The sequence below is a fragment of the Paenibacillus sp. FSL P2-0089 genome (assembly GCF_038595095.1).
Taxonomy (GTDB): domain Bacteria; phylum Bacillota; class Bacilli; order Paenibacillales; family Paenibacillaceae; genus Paenibacillus_AQ; species Paenibacillus_AQ silagei.
The window spans coordinates 7,534,761-7,557,286 of the sequence record NZ_CP152006.1; the positions used below are offsets into that span (position 1 = coordinate 7,534,761).

18 protein-coding genes, 1 other RNA gene and 1 pseudogene are annotated in these 22,526 nt (G+C 48.7%); 16 read left to right on the plus strand and 4 right to left on the minus strand.

Translation table 11 applies throughout. The annotated features are described in order from the left end of the window. The first annotated feature begins 17 nt into the window (after positions 1-17). From eno to NST69_RS32365, 7 genes and pseudogenes are all read left to right on the plus strand, one after another. Positions 18-1,304, plus strand: coding sequence for a phosphopyruvate hydratase (eno, locus tag NST69_RS32335; RefSeq protein ID WP_036726271.1), 1,287 nt, complete (start codon positions 18-20; stop codon positions 1,302-1,304). Positions 1,305-1,535: 231 nt separating this feature from the next. Next, positions 1,536-1,769 carry a preprotein translocase subunit SecG gene (gene secG, locus NST69_RS32340; protein ID WP_036690096.1) on the plus strand — a complete coding sequence of 78 codons (234 nt, stop codon included), beginning with the start codon at positions 1,536-1,538 and terminating at the stop codon, positions 1,767-1,769. A gap of 231 nt (positions 1,770-2,000) precedes the next feature. Continuing rightward, entirely contained in the window at positions 2,001-4,970 is a 2,970-nt protein-coding gene (rnr, locus tag NST69_RS32345; protein WP_342548077.1) for a ribonuclease R, read from the plus strand. Between the two features lie 178 nt (positions 4,971-5,148). Beyond that, a complete protein-coding gene (gene smpB, locus NST69_RS32350; RefSeq protein WP_036690100.1) occupies positions 5,149-5,628 on the plus strand; it encodes an SsrA-binding protein SmpB in 480 nt (159 codons plus the stop codon). A gap of 203 nt (positions 5,629-5,831) precedes the next feature. Further along, positions 5,832-6,196, plus strand: a transfer-messenger RNA (tmRNA) gene (ssrA, locus tag NST69_RS32355). Positions 6,197-6,297: 101 nt separating this feature from the next. Next, a pseudogene (locus NST69_RS32360) lies at positions 6,298-7,127 on the plus strand (Rpn family recombination-promoting nuclease/putative transposase). 190 nt (positions 7,128-7,317) lie between these two features. Then, positions 7,318-8,103, plus strand: a complete 786-nt coding sequence (locus NST69_RS32365) for a nucleotidyltransferase domain-containing protein (RefSeq protein WP_342548078.1) — start codon at positions 7,318-7,320, stop codon at positions 8,101-8,103. A gap of 68 nt (positions 8,104-8,171) precedes the next feature. On the opposite strand, the gene NST69_RS32370 is transcribed toward NST69_RS32365, so the two are convergent. The 3 genes from NST69_RS32370 to NST69_RS32380 form a co-directional block, all read right to left on the minus strand. Further along, entirely contained in the window at positions 8,172-10,013 is a 1,842-nt protein-coding gene (locus tag NST69_RS32370) for an alpha/beta fold hydrolase (RefSeq protein WP_342548079.1), read from the minus strand. Positions 10,014-10,072: 59 nt separating this feature from the next. Then, positions 10,073-10,639, minus strand: a complete 567-nt coding sequence (locus tag NST69_RS32375) for a TetR/AcrR family transcriptional regulator (RefSeq protein WP_342548080.1) — start codon at positions 10,637-10,639, stop codon at positions 10,073-10,075. Positions 10,640-10,728: 89 nt separating this feature from the next. Further along, a complete protein-coding gene (locus NST69_RS32380; RefSeq protein ID WP_339312242.1) occupies positions 10,729-11,589 on the minus strand; it encodes a hypothetical protein in 861 nt (286 codons plus the stop codon). Between the two features lie 237 nt (positions 11,590-11,826). Here NST69_RS32380 and NST69_RS32385 point away from each other — a divergent pair, with 237 nt between their 5' ends. The 5 genes from NST69_RS32385 to NST69_RS32405 all read left to right on the plus strand — a co-directional run bounded on the left by NST69_RS32385 (position 11,827) and on the right by NST69_RS32405 (position 15,182). Beyond that, on the plus strand, positions 11,827-13,080 hold the full coding sequence (locus NST69_RS32385) for a mechanosensitive ion channel family protein (RefSeq protein ID WP_339315022.1): 1,254 nt from the start codon (positions 11,827-11,829) through the stop codon (positions 13,078-13,080). Positions 13,081-13,248: 168 nt separating this feature from the next. Further along, complete coding sequence (locus NST69_RS32390; RefSeq protein ID WP_339312243.1) at positions 13,249-13,497, plus strand: hypothetical protein; 249 nt, start codon at positions 13,249-13,251, stop codon at positions 13,495-13,497. Then, positions 13,484-13,693, plus strand: a complete 210-nt coding sequence (locus NST69_RS32395; protein ID WP_339312244.1) for a hypothetical protein — start codon at positions 13,484-13,486, stop codon at positions 13,691-13,693. Before NST69_RS32390 ends, NST69_RS32395 begins: the two co-directional genes overlap by 14 nt. 6 nt (positions 13,694-13,699) lie before the next feature. Then, positions 13,700-14,128, plus strand: a complete 429-nt coding sequence (locus tag NST69_RS32400) for a DUF6155 family protein (protein WP_342550245.1) — start codon at positions 13,700-13,702, stop codon at positions 14,126-14,128. Between the two features lie 136 nt (positions 14,129-14,264). Next, positions 14,265-15,182, plus strand: coding sequence for a VOC family protein (locus NST69_RS32405; protein WP_342548081.1), 918 nt, complete (start codon positions 14,265-14,267; stop codon positions 15,180-15,182). Between the two features lie 97 nt (positions 15,183-15,279). Here the strand turns inward: NST69_RS32405 and NST69_RS32410 are convergent, their stop codons facing one another. Beyond that, a complete protein-coding gene (locus NST69_RS32410) occupies positions 15,280-17,610 on the minus strand; it encodes a helix-turn-helix domain-containing protein (protein ID WP_342548082.1) in 2,331 nt (776 codons plus the stop codon). A 255-nt stretch (positions 17,611-17,865) separates the two neighbouring features. On the opposite strand from NST69_RS32410, the gene NST69_RS32415 reads away from it, so the two are divergent. From NST69_RS32415 to NST69_RS32430, 4 genes are read left to right on the plus strand one after another with little or no spacing between them, the layout of a single operon-like run. Then, entirely contained in the window at positions 17,866-18,804 is a 939-nt protein-coding gene (locus NST69_RS32415; protein WP_339252824.1) for an ABC transporter permease subunit, read from the plus strand. Positions 18,805-18,814: 10 nt separating this feature from the next. Beyond that, positions 18,815-19,699, plus strand: coding sequence for a carbohydrate ABC transporter permease (locus NST69_RS32420; protein ID WP_342548083.1), 885 nt, complete (start codon positions 18,815-18,817; stop codon positions 19,697-19,699). A gap of 38 nt (positions 19,700-19,737) precedes the next feature. Then, positions 19,738-21,279 carry a DUF3502 domain-containing protein gene (locus tag NST69_RS32425; protein ID WP_342548084.1) on the plus strand — a complete coding sequence of 514 codons (1,542 nt, stop codon included), beginning with the start codon at positions 19,738-19,740 and terminating at the stop codon, positions 21,277-21,279. Positions 21,280-21,314: 35 nt separating this feature from the next. Then, a complete protein-coding gene (locus NST69_RS32430) occupies positions 21,315-22,361 on the plus strand; it encodes a glycoside hydrolase family 130 protein (protein WP_342548085.1) in 1,047 nt (348 codons plus the stop codon). Positions 22,362-22,526 lie beyond the last annotated feature (165 nt).

Genomic DNA, 22,526 nt, shown 5'->3' on the forward strand with positions numbered 1-22,526 from the left:
AAGGAGATTAAACTTACATGACTATTATTTCTGATGTGTATGCACGCGAAGTCCTTGACTCCCGTGGTAACCCTACTGTAGAGGTTGACGTATATCTGGAGTCCGGCGCAAAAGGCCGCGCTATCGTTCCTTCCGGAGCTTCCACTGGCGCTCATGAAGCTGTAGAGCTTCGTGACGGCGACAAATCCCGTTACATGGGCAAAGGCGTTCTGAAAGCTGTTGAGAACGTAAACGAAATTATCGCTCCAGAAGTAATCGGTATGGACGCTCTTGACCAAGTGGGCATCGACAAGCTGATGATCACTCTGGACGGAACTCCGAACAAAGGCAAGCTGGGCGCTAACGCAATCCTGGCTGTATCCATGGCCGTAGCTCGCGCTGCTGCAACTGCTCTGGACATTCCTTTGTATGTATACCTGGGCGGATTCAATGCCAAGACTCTTCCAGTACCAATGATGAACATCATCAACGGTGGTGAGCATGCCGACAACAACATCGACGTTCAAGAGTTCATGGTTCTTCCAGTAGGCGCTCCAAGCTTCAAGGAAGCACTGCGTACTGGTGCAGAAATCTTCCACAACCTGAAATCCGTACTGCAATCCAAAGGCCTGAACACAGCAGTTGGCGACGAAGGCGGCTTCGCACCGAACCTGGGTTCCAATGAAGAAGCGATCACTACAATCATCGAAGCGATCGAAAAAGCCGGTTACAAACCAGGCGTTGACGTATTCCTTGGTATGGACGTTGCTTCCACTGAGTTCTACAAAGACGGTAAATACACACTTGCAGGCGAAGGTAAATCTTACACTTCCGCTGAGTATGTTGACCTGCTGGCTTCATGGGTTGAGAAGTACCCAATCATCACTATCGAAGATGGTATGTCCGAAGATGACTGGGATGGCTGGAAATTGCTGACTGAAAAATTGGGCGATAAAGTCCAATTGGTTGGTGACGACCTGTTCGTTACGAACACTGAGCGTCTGGCAACAGGTATCGAAAAGGGTATCGGTAACTCCATCCTGGTTAAGGTTAACCAGATTGGTACACTGACTGAAACCTTCGATGCGATTGAAATGGCAAAACGTGCCGGCTACACAGCTGTAATCTCCCACCGTTCCGGTGAGTCCGAAGACAGCACTATTGCTGACATCGCTGTAGCTACCAACGCAGGCCAGATCAAGACTGGTGCTCCTTCCCGTACAGACCGTGTGGCTAAATACAACCAACTGCTTCGCATCGAAGACGAGCTGGGCGAATTGGCTCAATACAACGGCCTGAAATCCTTCTACAACCTCAAAAGATAATTTCTTTTGAATCTATAGATACAATGAGCCTGCCGGTTTCCGGCAGGCTTTTTTGATGCTGATATCTGCGATAGAGGGACAACATGAGATTTTCATAGTGTGATAGGGCGGGAATGCCGTCTGGAAGGTTGTATTCATTCTGTGGCTATGATAAAATAAAAATGCTGTTTATGAAACGGATATTCTAATTTAGCATAGATAGTGATGCTTGGACGTAGGAGGTGGAAGTGAATGGATATCTTTTTGAAAGTGGTGCTTCTGATTTTTGCCGTAGGTCTGATTGCGGTCGTTCTTCTGCAAAAAGGGAAAAGTGCAGGTCTTTCCGGTGCCATCTCCGGCGGTGCTGAGCATCTCTTCGGTAAAACAAAGGCGCGCGGTATGGAGCTTGTGCTGCAGCGTGTAACAGTTGGTCTGGCGGCAGGATTCTTCATCATGTCAATAGTTGTTGCCATTGTTGTTGAATAACTCGTCTACAGTAAGCCTTCGCTCTGTTCTGAATGGAATAGACGGGGGCTTTTTTGTATGCAGATTTAATATTGTGAACATCATAACAGGGATGCCCGGGATTAATTTCGTGTATACTAGGGTATGAAGTATATAAAGGTAAATTTTACTTGAAATGATTAGATGTATAATAGGACAAGGCATACAGTATGCCAATGCATAGGAATGCAGCAGGAGGCTGAGGTAACGAACATGATAACACAGGAAATCTTACTTGATTTCATGCGGGAGACCGCTTATAAACCACTAACCTATGAAGAACTGGTAAGCCATTTCGCCACTCAGGATAGTGCCGATTTCAAAGCCTTTGAGGCTCTATTGATTGACCTGGAAAAGGACGGCCGGATCATATTGACCCGGGGCAGCCGTTATGGTGTGCCTGAGCGGATGGATTTGCTGCGCGGACGGCTGCAGGTTCATGCCAAGGGCTTTGCTTTTCTGATTCCCGATAACCGGGAGCACCCGGATGTGTATATCCACGCGAACGATCTGAAGGGGGCTATGAACGGCGATATCGTCTTGATTCGTATTACCTCTAAGAGCCCGTCCGGCGGGCGAATGGAAGGCGAAGTGGAACGGATTCTGATCAGAGGTGTGTCGCAGACAGTGGGTGTTTTCCAGAGCCTGGAGACCTATGGCTTCGTGCTGCCTGATGATAAGCGGATTAACCGGGATATTTTCATCCCAAGGGAGTCTTTCAAGGGTGCGGTTGACGGGGAAAAGGTGGTTGTCCGCATTGTGAGCTATCCGGAGGGCCGTGCTGCGGCTGAGGGTGAGATCATTGAGATCCTTGGCCATAAGGATGATCCGGGCGTGGATATTCTGTCGGTAATCCGTAAGCATCAGCTTCCGGAGGCTTTTCCGGCTGAGGTGATGACGGAAGCGGAGCAGGCGCCGGATTCGATCACAGATGAAGAGATTATCGAGCAGGGGCGGCGTGATCTGCGCGGGCTCAATATCGTAACGATCGACGGCGCAGATGCCAAGGATCTGGATGATGCGGTAAACGTTGAGCGTCTGGAGAATGGCCATTATAAGCTGGGCGTTCATATTGCTGACGTAGGCTATTATGTGCGTGAAGGCTCTGAGCTGGACAAGGAAGCCTACGACCGCGGATGCAGTGTGTACCTGGTGGACCGTGTCATTCCGATGCTTCCGCACCGGCTGTCGAACGGTATCTGCAGCTTGAATCCGCAGGTTGACCGTCTGACGATGTCCTGTGAAATGGAATTCGACGAGCAGATGAAGGTCGTGAACCACGATGTCTTCACCAGTGTCATCCGTACGAAGGAGAGAATGACCTACTCTGATGTACGGAAGATTGTCGAGGATGAAGATCCTGAGCTGCTGGAGCGTTATGCTCCGCTGATCGGGGATTTCCGCCTGATGAAGGAGCTGGCGATGAAGCTGCGGGGTGCCCGGATGCGGCGCGGGGCGGTGGATTTCGATTTTGAAGAGAGCAAGATTATTGTAGATGAGGCCGGTAAGGCTATCGATATTGTAAAACGTGAACGCTCTGTAGCGGAGCAGATTATTGAAGAATTCATGCTGGTGGCTAATGAGACGGTGGCGGAGCACTTCCACTGGCTGAAGGTTCCCTTCCTGTACCGGATTCATGAGGACCCGGACCCGGAGAAGCTGCAGAACTTCATGGCTTTTGCGGCTAACTTCGGCTACCACGTGAAGGGCCGGGGGAATTCGGTTCACCCGCGTGCGCTGCAGGATCTGCTGGAGCAGATTCAGGGAACGAAGGAGCAGACGGTAATCAGCACGATGATGCTGCGCTCCATGAAGCAGGCGAAGTATGATGCCGAGAGCACCGGGCACTTCGGGCTGGCAGCGGAGTTCTATTCCCACTTCACCTCACCGATCCGCCGTTATCCCGATCTGGTCATCCACCGTGTGATGCGTGAGGTGCTTGAGAATGGCGGAGCGCTGAGCGAGAAGCGCCACGAATATCTGGCCTCCCGGATGCCGGATATTGCCCAGCAGTCCTCGGAACGTGAGCGAGTGGCTGTTGAAGCCGAGCGCGATACCGAGCAGCTGAAGAAAGCAGAGTTCATGCAGGACAAGGTTGGCGAGGAATTCGACGCCATGATCAGCAGCGTGACCAGCTTTGGGATGTTCATCGAGCTGGACAATACGGTCGAGGGTCTTATTCGCCTTAGTGCGCTGACGGATGATTACTATCACTTCGATGAAGCTCATATGGCGCTGATCGGCGAGCGTACCTCCAAGGTCTTCCGCATCGGCGATGAAGTGAAGATCCGTGTCGCCAAGGTTAACATGGATGACCACACCATCGACTTCGAGCTGGTTGATATGAAGCCGCGGGCGGCCGGAGACCACCGGAGCTATGGCGGCAAAGGCGGCCGTCCGGGCGCAGGTGGCTTCAGCAAGCCCGCCGGTAAGGCTGGAGGCGGCAAGGGCCGTGGCGGTAAAGGAAAGCCCGGCAGCGCTGCTGCCGGAGGCAAGAGTGGTGTTGCCAAGGGCAAGAACGGCACCATCTTCGGTGCTGGCGGTAAGGGGAAGAGCGGCGGTGCAGGTGCCGCTGGTAAGAGCAAGAACGCTTCTCCCGCTGGCGGCGGTGAAGCGGCTGGTGGCTTCGGTGCCGCTGGAGCCGGCACCGGGAACGGGCCGCGCACAGACGGAGCGGCGGCGTGGGACATCGCCGGTGCAGCAGGCAGCGGCCGCAAGCGCGGCCGCGGGCCGGAAGCGGCCGCGCGGCGTGGGCTTGCCGCCGCAGGCGCAGCGGGCGGCGGGAAGGCGGACCGCCGGGGCGAAGCCGGCGGTTCGGGCGCTCCGCGCGAGGGCGGCAGAGGCCGCGGGGCGGAGGCCGGTGGCGTTGCCGGGGGACGCGGCATCGCCTTCGGCTTTGGCTCGGGCAAGGGCGGCTACGGCGCGCCGGGCGGTGGCGGGTCTGAGCAGGCGGGCGGTGAGCTACGCGGCGTAGACGCGAGCACACGGTTCCGCAGCCGCGAGGACCTCGGGGCCGACGGGCGCGGCGCAGCGCCGGAGGGCAAGGGCCGCCGCAAGAAGAAGGGCGGCGTGTTAATTAGCCCCTCCGTGACGCCAGGCAGCGGGGAGTCTGCAGGCCAGGCCGGTGCTGACACTGGCGAGAAGAACGGGCGCCGTAAGCGCAAGAAGAAACCTAAGGCGTAGGCTGAACGATATGAGCGCTGTTCCTTTAGGGGAACAGTGCTTTTTTTAATAAGAATCAAGCTTCACACGACCGCGGCATAGAGCGATCCTTCCTTGCGTTGGCAGCTCGGCTTTTGATACAATATAGACCTGGTGTCCGTGAAGGATTGCCGGGAATTCGATTCAAGGAGTGACGCTCATGGGTAAAAAAGCAGACGGGAAAGTGCTCGCCCAGAACAAAAAAGCTTCCCATGACTATTTTATTGAGGACACCTACGAAGCTGGTTTGGTTCTTACAGGAACAGAGATCAAATCGCTGCGTAATGGCCGCGCCAACATAGGGGATGCGTTCGCTACGATCCGCAATGGCGAGATTCATATCCACAACATGCATATCAGTCCTTTTGAACAGGGAAACCGCGCCAATCCTACCGACCCTACGCGCACACGTAAGCTGCTTATGCATAAGGAGCAGATACACAAGCTGCTGGGCTCGTCCAAACGGGATGGCTTCACCATTGTGCCGCTTAAGATTTATGTGCGTAATGGCTATGCCAAGCTGCTGATTGGTCTGGGTAAAGGTAAGAAGGAATACGACAAACGGGATTCCGCCGCGAAGCGTGACGCACAGCGTGATATCCAGCGTGTACTGCGTGACAAGCAGAAGGTCGCCAGATAGACGGACTACTGCACCTGCGTCGAAGTGGTTCCAGATTCAACCTTCAATTCCTTTAACCCACGTGTTAAAGTGTTGATAAATGTGCTATACTGGGTAAGTAGATTTTTTGCTTCTGAACAGCCATCGTAAATCAGATCGCTGTGTACCGGATCAGCATTTGTGCTTGTGATTGATCCGTTCATCCGAAGCGCCCTTTCTAATGAGGGGCCGTTCTTGGATTCGACGGGGATAGTTCGAGCATGAGTAGCGAGTAGTGGGGACGCGTCCGCTTCATCAACGCTAAAGCCTATTAAACGGCAAACAACAAAACAACTACGCTTTCGCAGCCTAAGAAACTGTGTGCGTGCTTCTACTCTGCATCGTCCATGTGACAGGGCTAGGGGCTAACAAATAGTGGAATACGCTGTCTCATCTCCGCCTGGGGTGAGCTGAAGAAGATAATCAGGCTGACCCGAAGGGGACCCGGTTACGGGGGGCTTCTAGGGTGACATCAAAACTGTAACTACACTCGTAGAAGCTTATGTGCCGTTATCTTCGGACAGGGGTTCGACTCCCCTCGGCTCCATATGGAGTATCAGTGAAGACACCTTAATCGGTGTCTTTTTTCGTTATAGGTATTTTCCTTCTAAGCCCATTTCAAATGAAAAATGTTATAATAAATATTAAAGAATGGAGCTGATGCCGATGGAATTACTCGACCCGCGTGTGGATTTTGTGTTCAAACGGATATTTGGCAGCGAGAATAATAAGGATGTGTTGCTGGCGTTTCTTAACCGCATTTTTACAGAGGCTGGCGAGCCGCCGCTGACCGAGATCATTCTAATGAATCCCTATACGGACAAAGACGATCCACTCGACAAACAATCCATCTTTGATGTTTATGCCAAGACTTCTGAAGGTAAGCTAATTGATATAGAGATGCAGTTATTTAATAAATACGACATAGAGAAAAGAACACCTTTTACTGGAGTAAACGATATGCGAGTCAACTCAGTGAGGGTGAGAAGTATCTAGAGTTGAAGAAATGCGTAACGATCAATATTTTGAATTATTTGTTCTTGAAGAATCAGCAATATCATAACGTATTTCATTTGCGCGAAGACCGGACAGGAATATCCTTAATCGAAGATATTGAAGTTCATTTCCTGGAGCTGCCGAAGCTGGATGATCATAATGTTCCTTCTGAAGGCGGACTAATTAATTGGCTGTTGTTTTTAAAAGGTGCTGATACATCACAATGGGAGGTGCTGAAGATGAATGAGCCAGGATTGGAAAAGGCAATGGATACTCTGCAATATTTGAGTCAGGATTCTGATGCTAGACGGCTTTATGAGGCTAGACAGAAGTATCTTCATGATGAAGCATCTATGCTGGGAAGTGCTAAATTGGCAGGTATAAAGGAAGTAGCGAAGAATATGCTTGACTTGAATCTGGACATAACGACGATTGCAAAGGCCACTGGATTAACAGAGCAGGAGATCAATGCTTTGAGGAAGTAAAAAATGTGGGAGCATCCAATGTGAGGGTGCTCCCTTTTTTTGTTACTAACGATGCCTTCCTTTATTAGGGGTGATGATTGATTTATTCGGGGGATTGCGGGAATTTCAAAAGTGGAATATTATTACCTTATGATTAATGTATTGGCTTACTAATTTATGTTTATATTAATTTAATTGGAGTGGATGTATTATGTATCCCCATCATCAAGCTGCCATTGATGCCATCACCAACAAGCTTAAAGCCAGACCCGACGTACAAGGGATCATCATCGGAGGTTCCGTGGCGCATGGTTTTGCTGGTGAAACCTCTGATATCGACATTATGATCGTCCGTTCTGAAGAGGATTACAAGAATGCTTGTTCCATCCATAATCTTGGGTATTTCGAAACGGAATCCTGTTCTTATGAAGGCGGTTACGTGGACGGGAAGGTTGTATCTGCTTCCTACATCAAGCAAGTGGCCGAATCCGGCAGCGAGCCTGCTAAGTTCGCATTCCAGGATGCGTTCGTCACCTATTCCAATATCGAGGGGTTGGAAGAGTTGGTCCAAGACGCACCCCGATATCCGCTGGAGAACAAGGCAGAGAATATGCAGAAGTTCTATGCACAATTCGAAACCTGGAAATGGTATTATTACGAAGGACTGAAACGCAACAATCGTTTATTAATCGACTACTGTTTGACCCACTATGCCTTTTTCGCAGGTAGGCTGATTTTGGTACACAACGAAACGCTGTTCCCTTCTTATAAGTGGTTCTTAAAGGTTCTGGAAGGGGTAGAAAAGAAGCCGGAGAATTTGTTGGCGGACATCCATCGGGTACTGGAAGAACGAACGCCGGAAGCCGTCGAGAATCTGTACGAGAGTATTGTGGAATTTAATAACTGGTATCAGGCAGAGCATCATTGGACGGTTCAGTTCATGATGGATAGCCAGCTGAACTGGATGGACGGACCGGTTCCGATTCTCGATTTATAAACTGTTCCGCTAACGGAGTAAAGCAGAAGACACCTTATCAGGTGTCTTTTTTCATTACTGTGGATGTATTAATTTCCTAGTACATAAGAAGCCGTCTCCGTCGGATGGCTAAGAGGAAAATGATGACCATAGGGAACAACGTCAATCTTTCCAAGCTGTACTGGAGTAGAATAGCGCCGATCTTGATCGCCCCAAATAATATGAAGATTAGCACTCGGTACTTTGGTGAAATCACCCCGATAGTTTTTCGACAGGAAACGATTGAGCTGAAGAGTTGTATTTAAAATTCTAGGCGAAGTAAAGCTGCTGCGTACTTTGGCAATATAATATTTCGGAATGCCCTCTATATTTTCAAACAGACCATTGCCAATTAAATAACGTTCCAATGAACTAGCCGTTGCTAACTTTAATGCCCATTTGTTCAACAATGGAGGAGCATTAAACGATTTGTGATTTTTCTTCGTAACAGGTGGCTGAAGTAAAGTAATAGTATTCTTCGTATCCAAGTACTCTCGCGCTAACGCTTCCAGCAGAATAACCGCTCCGAAGGAATGGCCAATCCAATGTGCGCCCTGAGCAGCTTTTCCTGATAACTCCTTCACTACATTCAAATAGAGATCTATAAGGTTCTTCTCATGCTTAAAAGGGGAACGTCCTAAACCTGGAAGATCCGGAATCCATACAGGTTGACCCGTTTTTTCATGAAGCTCCACTCCTAAGGGAAATAAATCCTCCCCATCACTCAACAAACCGTGGAATAAAATAAATGGCCTACCCTCTCCTTGTATTTGATAAATCACAGTATTTCCGGTTAAGGTTCGTTCAAATGAATGATTATGCTGGTCATTTGGGTACATCAGGCGATAATCCAAATCTGCGACTACGGCCGGGAAAAAATTCATGACACTCGTCTTAGTAAACCAATCTGCTCCCATGACTTTTTTCGGTAAATCATTTGAAAACTTTCGATTTGTAATAAAGTTCAGTCCATCCGATGGAATTCGCGTGATTTTACTGAGCCCGCTGTTCATAAGTGCCTTCATGAAGCGAAGGGGCACAGAGATTGTAGGTGCGGCCATATTCATACTGTCTGACATCACGCCTAATAATGCAGAGATATCCGGGTCCAGCGGTTGGTCTGGAACAAGGGTGTAGGTTTGAATAGACGACGGCTCCAGCTTAACAACCTGAACAATAAACTTCGCCAGCGCATCGTTTGCAATCAGCGGTAATTTATACCCCTTGCCTCCAGGTATAACTGGCATCAGCCCTCTTCGCATACTCTCCACAAGTAAGCCTAAGCCGGCTACCTGCTCCGTACTCCCTGTTGTACTGCTGCCGACTACAGTTGGCGGATTAATCACAGACAGCGGATAACCTATTGCGGATGCCTGCTGGCGAATATACAGATCTGCTAGGAATTTGGTTCTTTCATAAGGATTTTTTATTTTCAGATAGTCGTATCCTTCCTTCAACACATCGATTGCAACCTTGCTATTATCATCATCAAAAGGGCTCATATATCCAACGACATGAATAAATTGCTGCAAACCCTTCAATTGATGGATACGTTTAGCGAATTCACTGATATGCTTAGCACCGTTTAAAAATACAGAGGTTGCCTCTTGCGTTGTCGCTTGAATATCCATTTGTCCGCCAGCATGAATAATAACATCTGTGCTCAGTACCTTCTCTTTATCTTCATCGCTTAGACCTAAGTCTGGTTTCGTCAAATCACCTTCCATAAAGTGCATCGCTGCCTCGTTGAGAATCCCTTTTTCCTGAAAAACACGTGTCGCTTTACTTTTCGACCTCACTAGTAGAAAAATCATAACCTCTTCCTTAAGAAGCTCCTCCACGAGTTGCCTCCCAATAAAGCCTGTTCCACCTGTTAAGAATATCGTCCGCATAGCATCTGTTCTCCTTTTTAGTACTGAATGGTACTAATTTTGTGTAAAAAAAATGCTTCTTATCGAAGCAAGTTGAAAAAGTGGCTGGCTGTTCTCGTGATCACCGTTGCATCCTTCAATGTCTCTGAAAGAAACAGCGCTCCTTCAAGATTCGTTATAAAAAGTGCTGCTACCTCGTCAATATGAATCGTTTCTCTAAACTCGCCTTTTTCTGCTCCTTGTTGTAGTAATAGAGAGATTTTCATTTGTAATCCTGTGAAAAAGAGACCTATTTTTTCCTTGATGTGCGTAGCTTGTGCCGGAGTTTGAATATAAAGTGTAATAAACGGACAGCTCCCCTTATAGTCTCTTGCCTGAACTCCCTCCGTTAAATGCTTTAAAAACATCTGGACACGATCTTCAACGGATAACTGGTTCTGAGAAAGGATTTGATCCATTGCCCGCTCATACGTTTCAATCCAATAATCAACGACCCCTGCTAACAATTCCTCCTTATCCGCGAAGTGATAATATACATTAGATTTGGACACTTTGCTTACACGTACTAATTCATCCATGCTGGTATAAGCAAATCCCTTTTCTAAAAATAAGGCTGCCGCGACTTCAAGCACACGTTTTTGGTTCATTATTTTTGCCTTTGTCATGAGTAGAACTATACAGTACTAAATTGAGCGTTGCAAGTAGGAGGATAAATATATCTTTACCGGCAGGCCGATCATAGCTTGCTGTACTTGCTGTATATGTATGCATTCTCTTCATCATAATCTATACGGTCCACATAAATTTTTTCTTTATTTGACCGTAGCTTTCCGAAACATTTCTCTTCTATTGATCTTCTTTTTTCAAAATAGATCATAAGATCTTCCCGACCAGATACCTTATGTATCCTTCCATATTCCGAATTTTCTAAATACTCCACCATCCAGTCAATCCAGTCGGGATATAATTCATAATTGTCGGACACTCGCTCTAATGCCACTTTGTTGATTTGCTTAAATAGATCATCTGGATATAGGTAAAAAATTAATGGATTAAGGGGCTTCAATATCTGCTCAACCTCTAATATATAATCCGTCATTTGTTGTTCGTCGCAATCCATTGTTCGCATAAGTTCATTTAAGATTTGCTGAAAAATAACGTTCTCAAACACATATACCAGATCAGAACTAAGAGCCTGTTCAACAAATGCGGTTATTCTGCCTTTTAATGCCTGCATAAAACGTTCAGTCTTTAAATTTCCATTATCGGCTATATACGGTCTCAATAAATCATAAATTATTGGATACTCTTTGAAATCAGGAACGAAAACACAATACCATCCATTATAGATTTTTAGTTTATCTCTAAGTAATTCTTCATAAACAGAATGACTCTGTATAACAGCTTCGAATTCTTTCTCTGTCATTACTGCGGTCATTCTTACGTCACACGGATTCTCAATAGTGGAGTTCATATGATATTCGAAAAAAACCCCTGCTTTTATATTATTCGTATTCAAGTTGTTGTATAAATTCCATGCACATGCTGATTTTCCACTACCATGAATTCCTTCAAAGTTGATAAACCTTGTATTCAAGTTAACACCCCATTCCAATTGTGTGTTTTTTACTGCTTATAATTCTATATTTTGGAATATTATTATGCAAGGGCAAGAAAGACTGATAGTTATTTATTCCCTGGGTGCATTTTTGGAGTTTGGCTCCAACCGTATTCTAAGTGCGATCACCTTCTTAGGGTGGTCTTTATATTTTTGCATAACACCTATTTATCCTCTATAATTGTAGGCTACTATGCACCCAGTCAGGAGGAAATGATGAATTTTATACAAGAGCACCTAGCAGGATATGGAATGAGCGAGCAGATGGTTGTGTATCTCTCGAACATCATTATGGTTTTATGTATTGCTTTACTCTCTATAGTGGCTAATCTTGTTGCCAAAAAAATCGTACTGAAGATCATCATCCATATCATTCATAACAACCGGTATACGTGGGATAATATCTTTTTGGAGAAAAAAGTATTTCACAAGCTGTCGCATCTCGCTCCGGCCTTTATCATTTATTACGCGGCGCCTATTTTTCCGCTGTATCAGTCTTTCATTGTAAAGTTCGCCTTAGCTTATATGATTATTGTAACGATCACGGTGTTTAATGCCCTGCTTGATGCCATCGATGCTATTTATCGTACGTATGAAGTGTCCAAGATGAGGCCGATCAGAGGCTACATTCAGGTTGCAAAGATTATACTGTATATTATTGGTGCGATTGTGGTGATTTCTAACCTCATGGGTCAGAATCCGCTGATTCTGCTTAGTGGACTGGGCGCTTTATCCGCTGTTCTGATGCTAGTGTTCAAAGATTCGATATTGGGCCTCGTGGCAGGTATTCAATTATCTTCTAACGACATGGTTCGTGTAGGTGACTGGATTGAAATGCCTAAATATAATGCCGACGGCAATGTAATTGATATTACGCTGAATACGGTAAAGGTGATGAATTTCGATAAAACCATTACCATGCTTCCGAGCTATGCCCTGATCTCAGACTCTTTTAAAAATTGGCGGGGGATGGAAGCCTCCGGGGGCAGAAGAATTAAACGAAGTGTGTGTATTGATACAAGCAGCATATGTTTTTGTACCAAAGAAATGATTGAGGAGTTCCAAAAGGTTCACTATCTTAGCGATTATGTCCTGACAAGATTAGATGAAATTAACGCCTATAATACGGAACATCATATCAATATGGAGAGCAAAGTGAATGGAAGACAGCTAACGAATATCGGGGTATTCCGGGAATATGTCCAAGAATATCTGCGTAATCATCCCAAAATTCATAAGGATATGACGCTCATTGTCAGGCAGTTAGCACCAGGAGACAGCGGACTGCCTTTAGAAATTTATGCGTTCAGCAATGAGACTACCTGGGGTGTGTATGAGTCCGTCCAGTCGGATATCTTTGATCACATTTTTGCGATTATCCCTCTGTTTGGACTTCGCGTTTTCCAGAACCCGACGGGCCAGGATATTGTTAATTTAAAAGAAAGTAGGGAATATTCGGCGGGATATTGAGGTGTGATTATATGGAATCAAAAAAGGCCCTTTGGGGTCTTTTTTTATGTGAAATTATATTGATTGCAGTTGTTTATATGGTGTTACCTATACTCATAATATTAATAATGAAAGCATCGTAAAATCCCAAAGTATGCCATAGAGCTTCTTAAAGATCCCATATATGGTATGCGTATGCAAATCCTAGCGCAGGAAAAGAAAAAGGGTAAGCAGTCAAAAGAGGAGCGAGCTAAGGAAATTGCTCTAGAACTGATGGATCTTCAACTAAAATTTAAAGGTAAAACGTTTAAGGAAGCATTTGCAGACTACAATGGTGATGAAATGGATGATCCAACGGATTACCATCGGTGGTTAGACCTCGAAGAGGAATTAGCTGAAATTATGAAGCTCAGCGGAGGTGGAAATGACGCAAAGTAAGATTGAGCAATTAGCTCTCAAAAAACTCTTACCCGCGAATCTTTTTAGTATTACAGCTCAATTCGGTCATTTGCTTGAGACTTATCCTAATTTTCCTGGGAATTCAGGTATCTATGGTAATTTCACGAGAAATACAAATAAGTTAGATGTGCTTTTTCCTTTAAAAGAACATCCTGTACACGGCATTACTGGTTAATATTACATATCATTATTAACTCCAAATGAGGAAGAGATTCTGAATAAATACAAGAAAATCATTGAGAAGCAATTTGGCGACAGAGGAGAGGTTCTGCGCTACCCTGTTATTAAGAAGGCGATTAAGGACTTCAGTAAGGTATCCGCCAACAAGGAGCAGATTGCTGAAATTATGGTGTTCACGATGGAGTGCGGGGTGGACTTCACCCGGGCTTACGGAGACATCGATGAGCGGTTCTATCTGACGGTATCCAGTATTTATAGACAAGCATTGGAATACATTGTGAAGAATGATTTGGAGGAAAAATTCGTCGACCGTAGCAGAAGGTTGGCGGAACGTAGTCAGGGCATTGGCTGGGGCTTTGGAGATGCCATGGTCGAATTCTATTATCACTATTTAGGGCACATGGAGGAAGAAGAAGAGACAGAGGATTAGACTGTGCGAGCTAGGGCGGAGGCCCTGCATTGTTTTCCAATATAAAGAATGAAGAAGCCTCCCTGTAGTGTATAATAAAGCAAATTAAAGCCCCTGTCCCTGGATCGGAACGGACAGAAGCTGAGGAGGAATCGTTGTGGCCAGCATCAGACAGAGAATTGTCCCGCATCTATGGTATGACAAGGAGGCGGCAGAAGCCGCTCGCTTTTACGCTACTGTATTTCCGGAGTCCAAGGTTACGAGTGTGAACACGATTCATGATACGCCCTCCGGCGATGCGGGTCAGGTCTCTTTTGAGGTCTGGGGGCAGCCGTTCATGGCGATCAGCGGAGGTCCTTATTTCAAGCTGAATCCGGCCGTCTCCTTCTTTGTTAATTTCGATCCCTCCCGCGACCAGGATGCAGCAGAGAGATTAGATGAGGTGTGGGATAAGTTAGCGGAAGGCGGCACCGCCTTGATGCCGCTTGGCAAGTATCCGTTCAGTGAGCGGTACGGCTGGATTCAGGACAAGTATGGGGTGTCCTGGCAGCTGATTCTAACGAACCCGGCAGGGGAGGAGCGGCCTGCGATTATTCCTTCCTTGTTGTTCGTGGGGGATCAATGCGGGAAGGCGGAGGAGGCGATGTCCTTCTATCTGTCGGTATTTAAGGACTCGCGCCAAGGGCTTCTTACCCGCTACCCGGCAGGCTCTGCGCCCGATCAGGAAGGGACGATTATGTTCGCAGACTTCATGCTGGAGAATCTGTGGTTCACGGTCATGGACAGTGCGCATAATCATCAGTTCAGCTTCAATGAAGCGGTCTCCTTCATGGTATCCTGCGATTCTCAGGAAGAGATTGACTACTACTGGGACAAGCTGTCTGCAGTTCCTGAAGCCGAGCAATGCGGCTGGCTGAAGGATGCCTTCGGTATCTCCTGGCAAATTATTCCTGCGGAGATGAATGAGATGATGAAGAAGGGCACACCGGAGCAGCTGGCGCGTGTGACGAAGGCTTTTCTGCAGATGAAGAAGTTCGAGCTTGCGGAGCTGCGTAAGGCCTATAAGGGAGAATAAGAGCGGCAACCTGCTGGAATACCAACACAAGCGATAAGGACCTAATCCTTATCGCTTCTTTGCGCGCAAATATAAGAATGTATAGGTTTCACTTGCCTCACACCTTCCCCCCGCCATCCCCCGCCCGGTACTTCTTGCGGTACTGGGCCGGGGTCATGCCGTACACCTTTTTGAAGCTGGAATAGAAGGTGTTCAGGGACGAGAAGCCGAAATGCTGCACGATGGGCTCGATCGGCGAGTCGGAGGCAATGAGCTCCTGGCAGATGAACGTCAGCCGCTTCTCAGATATTTTGTCGGTGATGGACTGGGTGGTCTCTGCTTTGTACAGACTGCGGAAATAATTGACGGACAAGCCCAGGTGATCGGCCAGCATGGTGGCAGACAGATTCGGGTCGGTGAGATGACTCTCGATGAACTGGTCCACCTGTCCGATCAGGGCGATATTCTTGGATTGGCTGCGGGCGGCCGCAATGTCTTCGAGCGTCTTGGTAATCAAAGCCTCCATCCAGGGCATGACGTTATCCATGGTTTCCTGCCGAATGATCTGTTTCTCGATGGACGTCAGTCCCCACGAGCTGGGCAGCGGCTGGGAGAAATGCTCCTGGATGAGCCGGCGGATGTCCATGAACAAGGTGATCAGAGACATTTTACATTCAAAATAAGGCAGTTCCCGCAGCTTCACTACCGCTGAGCGTAAGACCTCCAGAATGACGGCGGCGTCCCCCTTGAGTATGGCCTGGGCGATCTGCCGCTCCTGACTCACAGGCAAATGATATAATTCCCCGGGTGCAGCGGGCAGCCATTCCTTCACAATGAGCGACCGGTGTCCGAACCGGAACCTCTCCTGCGTCAGATCATACGTCTCCAGATACACCTCATGCATGTCGGTTAAGCCAGGCAATGTCCGGCCCCAGGCCACGGTGGTGCCCACGGACAAATACTGCTGGATCAGCTGCCCTGCCACTTGCAGCCCCTTCGCGAATTCCTCTGACAAGGGAGCCGATAAGACTACAGCCACGTGGTCGTCCCCCATATCTACCGTCTGCAGCTTGTGCCTGGACGATTGCAGCGACTCCTGAATGATATTGGACATAGCGAACCGGAGCAGGCGCCGGTCCTTCTCCGGGTACACTCCCGAGAATTCCGCGAAGTGGTCGATCCGGAAGATGGCTACGGACAACTCATCGCTTGGCAGATCAATCCCCCATTCTACGAATTGAGCGCGGATCTCCGTTGACGAATGGTACGTCTCCCCGAGGAAATCCCTTAAGAACCGCTCTCTGCCCAGAAATTTATTATGCCGCCATTGCTCGGTAAGCTCGTGAATCTGATTATGCTGCGAGGTAAAAACGCTCGATAAGTACTCGAGTTCATTGGCGTTCGCCTCAAGGCCGGGCTTCTCCGCCTGATGCTGCCGCATGACCCGGCTGATCAGCTCCTGAATGGGCGAGTACACCCGTTTGGAGATTAGTATAATCACCGCCAGGGAGGCCGCGAACAAGACGAGGAACAGGATCAGACTGGTGTCGCGCAGGACCGTGATTTTATTCAGAATGGCGGACTTCGGGATCATCTCAATGAAGGTCCAATCCTGGATACCCTTAACGGAGGAGTCGGCATAGACCACTAGCTTCTCCCCCTGATCCCGTGGCTGAAATAGCTTCCAGCCGCTGGCTCCCTTCATTCCGTGGCTTCTGAGCTCGGCAATCTGCTGCGGATTCATTGGCGTGCTGCTAAAAATCGTCTCGTCCCGGTCATTCAGCACGGTGATCGACCGGCTGGCGAAGTTTGAATTATTCTGCAGCAGGGTCATCAGGTTTTGAGTATCCACATTCATGACGAATGCGGAGATGGAGCTGCCTTTTTCATAAAATATGACAATAGTCATCACTTCTTTGGGGGTGTTCCCGGTAAGAGGGAGAGACAAGGTTCGCGGAATGAGCACGCTGTGGTTCGCTGTTTCCGGGTCACGTAAGCGCTTAATAATATCCTGATCGTAAAAAGCGGCGGTATCATTTAACCCAAGTCTGGAGTCAATGACCGTATTCGTATAATCGTTAATAAGGTAGACCGAATCAATGGAGGGGTTGGCGTTCTTAATGTCCGTCAATTGGCTCCATACCTCATAGGTCTCGAAATCGCTGTAATGGTCCGAAAGGGCATACACCTTAAGCGTGCTGTCGTTACTGGAGGAGAAGCTGAAATCAAGCGCCCATTCCATCAGCCGTGACGTATTCCGGGCCCCGTTCACGAGGAGGGATTCCGAATGATCGCCGATTTCCTCCAGCAGTGTCTTGGAAGATTGCCCATAGAGTAGTACGAAGGATACGCCTAAGACCAGAACGTTCGCACTGACAAAGTAAAAAATAAGCTTCATGTAGGTAGGGTGCCGCTTCAGCGAGGCGAAGAACGGTTGTCTGAATTTCATGGCTCTGGAACCTCCGTAATCATAACTGTCCGGCTCATTATAAGTAGATTTATTATAGCACACCGAATATTTTCGTCTGCCGAATCGTTTGTTTTCGGAAGAGTGTTGTTTTTGGGAAGGCGGTAAATCTGCACTTGCGGGAAGGATTGGCGTTTCTCGGAATTGCTCAGGGCGCAAGGGCTTGATAAGGTGAGCGCATAGATAACGGGACGCTCTTGGGGCGATGACCGGTCTTGAGGAAGGGGGGATGTACAAATGAACTACCCGCTTAACGCAGGTAAACGTTCAAAATGGAGGCATATCACGCAGAATCCTTTTCTGTATGTGATGGCTGTACCGGGGCTGTTGTTTTTCCTCGTGTTCAGTTATTTTCCTATATACGGGATTATGATTGCCTTCAAAGATTATGATTTTGCCAAGGGGATCACGGGGAGTGACTGGGTAGGGTTTAGAAATTTCGATTACTTTTTTACATCAGATGACTTCTGGACAATTCTGCGGAACACACTGCTACTCAACGTGCTGTTTATTGTGTTCACGACAGCGGCGGCCGTTCTGATTGCGCTCATGTTCAATGAGATCCGCAATAAGTATTTCAAACGGATATCGCAATCGCTTATTTTCCTGCCTTATTTCATGTCCTGGATTGTGATCGGGATGATTGTCCAATCCTTATTCGGCGGGGAAGAGCCCATGATTAATGTCTGGCTGCAAAATATCGGCATGGAGCCGGTCAACTGGATGTTTGAGTCAAGTCTCTGGCCTTATATTCTGACGGTGATCCGGGTGTGGCAAGGGGCCGGTTATCTCTCGATTATTTTCCTGGCCGCCATTACGGGCATATCGGAGGATCTATATGAGGCGGCCCGCATCGACGGAGCTTCTAAACTGCAGATTGTGACGCGCATTACGCTGCCGCTGCTGGTTCCGACGATCATGATCATGACGCTGCTGGCCGTGGGCAAAATTTTCAACGGGGACTTTGCGATGATCTATGCCATCATTGGAGACAACTCGATGCTGTATCCGACTACCGACGTCATTGATACCTTTGTCTTCCGCTCCATGCGGCAGCTGCACGATTTTGGCATGTCTTCGGCAGTGGGCCTGTTCCAGTCCATTATGGGTCTGATTTTCGTCATTGCTGCCAACTGGGTAACCCGCAGGGTATCCAAAGAATCTGCTTTATTCTAGGAGAGGTACTATGATACAGAAACATAGCGCAGCGGACCGCACCTTTACGGCATTCGCCCATACGTTCATTTTGCTGTTTACTTTATTTTGTCTGTTCCCTTTTCTGCTGATGATTGCCGGTTCCTTTACGGATGAGGAGGAGCTGATAGCACACGGCTATACCTTATTCCCGCAAAAATTATCGCTGGCCGCCTATAAGGCGGTTTTGCAATCAGATGTATTGTTGGGCGGCTATGGGGTTACCCTGTTCATCACGGTTGTCGGGGCCTTAAGCGCCCTGTGCATTTCCGCCATGCTCGGCTATTCACTGGCGAATAAACGGAATGTTCTGCAAACGCCATTTCTGTTTTTTTGCTACTTGCCGATGCTCTTCTCGGGAGGGATCATTCCGTTCTATATTGTAGTCAGCCAGTGGCTGCATTTGCAGAATACGATCTGGGTGCTCATACTGACGATGTTATGCCAGCCATTCCTCGTCTTCCTGCTCGTCAGCTTCTTCCGCACCATACCTGAGGAGCTGGAGGAAGCCGCCAGGATCGACGGAGCGAATGAGATGAGAGTGTTCTTCCAGATTATGATTCCGATCTCGAAGCCAATTCTGGCTTCTGTCGGCCTCTTCTATGCGCTGAGCTTCTGGAATGACTGGTTCATGGGACTGATGTTCATCGATAATGAGAAGTTATTCCCGCTGCAATTAATCCTGCGCCGGATGGTCTCCAATATGGAAGCGGCCAGGAACCTGATCCCTTCCGGTGCTGCGATTTCGGTCACTCCACCGACGTACGGGGTGCGGATGGCGACCACGGTACTGACCATCGGCCCGATTGTGCTGCTGTATCCGATGCTTCAGAAATATTTTGTCAAAGGTCTAACGGTTGGTGCTGTCAAAGGGTAAGCCATTCAGATTGTCCATAGATACAGGAGGGTAACGAGATGAGGTTAAAAAAATGGTTTGGCACGGCAACAACAGCGGTATTGGTATCATCACTGGTGCTGGCAGGCTGCGGGGGAAATGCGAAGAATGAAGGCAATACGGCGAATTCTACGAATTCCCCGTCCAGTTCAGAGGGGGCAGCATCTGCTGCCAAAGAAGTAGTGACGCTGAAGGCTTATTTCCCGGGAGATAAACCTGCGGGGTTCGATGCTGTGCTGCAGGCGGTCAACGACAAGCTGAAAAAGGATAATATCGGAGCCGCGCTGAATATCAACTTCATGCCTTGGACCGACTACGGGAATGCGGTATCCGTGAAGATGTCTGCCGGGGAAGAGTTCGATATGTATCTGGATGCCCCTTGGCTATCCATGAACCAGATGATCGAGAGTAAATCGTTGACGGAGCTGGATGCGGCAGTGGCTGCACGGCCTGAGCTGAAGGCGTCCATTCCGGAGGAAATGTGGGAGTATAACAAATTCGGCGGCAAAATTATGGGGATTCCGCTCGGCACCACCCAAGGCCAGCTGTATGGCGTACTGATCCGTAAGGATTTACGCGAGAAATACGGGCTTCCCGAGCTGAAGACCCTCGATGATCTGGAGAAATTCCTGTATGCAGTCAAGGAAAATGAGAAAGACATTAAGCCTTTTGTCATTAACGGAATTAAGGCCGATAAGCTGCCATTCATCCTGAGTAACTCCGCGAATCTGGCGCAGGATGAAGTACTGGAGATTGGGGTCAACATGTTCTCGTATTCGATCAAGGATAAGAAGGTCATTGGCCAATGGGAGAGCCCGACAATTGCCGATGCTTATGATCGCGTTACCAAATACTACAAGGATGGAATTATCTCCAAAAATATTGCCCAGGAGCAAAATGCCGAGACGCTGTTCAAGCAAGGTAAATATGCGGCGACCTACTATGCAGCCGATGGGGTCGAAGGGCTGAAATATTCGGAAATGCTGAAGGACGGCAGCGACAAGCTGGAGATTTTCATACCGAACGGGGAGCAGGCTAAGCCTTATACGGCTTATCAGCAATGGAACTTCCTGTGTATCCCGACGACCTCCAAGCATTCCGATGTCACTATGGATGTAGTGAACTGGCTGTCGATTAAGGAAAACCATGATCTGATGGAATACGGCATTCAAGGAAAGGACTGGGAGCCTGTCGGCGATTCGAGCTATAAGGCGCTGTCCGGCTATACCTTCCCTGGTTATGTGCTGACCTGGCGGCCGACGCTAAATCGTACACCTGACACCATGATGCAAGATGACAAGAAGTGGTTCGACTTCTCGACCAAGACGTCCAATTTCACGCTTAGTCCAATCGCAGGCTTCAACTTCAACGCCGAGAAGGTAAAGACGGAATATGCCAAAATCACGCCGCTGCACGATTCGATCTTCCTGCCGCTAAGCCAAGGCCTGATCCCTGCGGCAGAAGGAAAGAAAACGATGGAGGATAAAATGGCCAGTCTCGGCGGGCAAAAAGTGATTGATGAAATTCAGGCCCAGATTGATGCCGTTACCTCCGGGAAATAACAACCGTACTTCAAACACAGAAAGAGGTCACTCCAATGAAAATAACACGCAGCGCGCATAATCCGCTGATTGAAGCCGGGGATGTTCCCCCCTCCCGTCCCGATTTCCGGGTGCTGGGCGCGTTCAATGCAGGCGTTGCGCAGTTACAGGATGAGACGATCCTCTTACTGCGCGTGGCCGAAGCGCCAATATCAGACCGGGCGGACGAGGTACTTGTTCCCCGGCTGAATGAAGCAGGAACGGAGGTGCAGGTTCAGCGGTACGACAAGAACGATCCGGACTACGATTTCGCGGACTCGCGCTTTGTCGCCAAGGATGGACAGACGGTGATGCTCACCTCCTTGTCCCATCTCCGGGTAGCGCGGAGCCGGGATGGCATTCATTTCGAGGTGGAGCCGCAGCCGGCTCTGTTTCCGGAGCATCCGCTGGAAGCCTGGGGGATTGAAGATCCGCGGGTGACCCGGATCGGGGACATCTATTACATCACTTACAGCGCAGCCTCCGCGCGCGGTGTCGGTGTCGGGCTGGCGGAGACCCGCGACTTCCGGACCTTCAAGCGGCGCGGGATGATGCTGCCTCCCGAGAATAAGGATGTTATGATTTTCCCTGAGAAAATTGGCGGCAAATACTACGCCCTGCATCGTCCGGTACCGAAGTCCTTCGGCGCGCCCGAGATGTGGATCGCGGAATCGCCGGATCTCGACCATTGGGGGAACCACCGCTTCCTGATGGGACTCGGCGAGCAGGGCTGGGACTCCGCCCGCATGGGCGGCGGAGCGGTTCCGATCCGCACACCGCAGGGCTGGCTTGCGCTGTATCATGGCGCGGACAGCAGCCACCGCTATTGTATGGGGGCGGTACTCCTTGATCTGGAGGACCCGTCCCGGGTCATTGCGAGATCGCGCGTCCCCGTATTGGAGCCGGAAGCTTCCTATGAGGTGAACGGATTCTTCGGCAAGGTCGTGTTCTCCTGCGGCGCACTGCTGCTGGACCAGACAGTCCGCATGTATTACGGCGCGGCGGACGAAGTGATGGCTGTAGCGGACATCCCGCTCCAGGATATAATGAATACCCTTGTATAAGGGGAGGGAGGCAGTGTGAGCTGCCTTCTCTAATTCCTATATAGATTGAACTTGAAAACATACAGAAAGGGAAAAGTGGCGGAGGGGAATTTTGGAACTGTAGGAGCGAAAGCGTCCGCCTTTGTCCCCGGATTTCTACCGCTAGAAGCGGTTCAAAATCAAGAA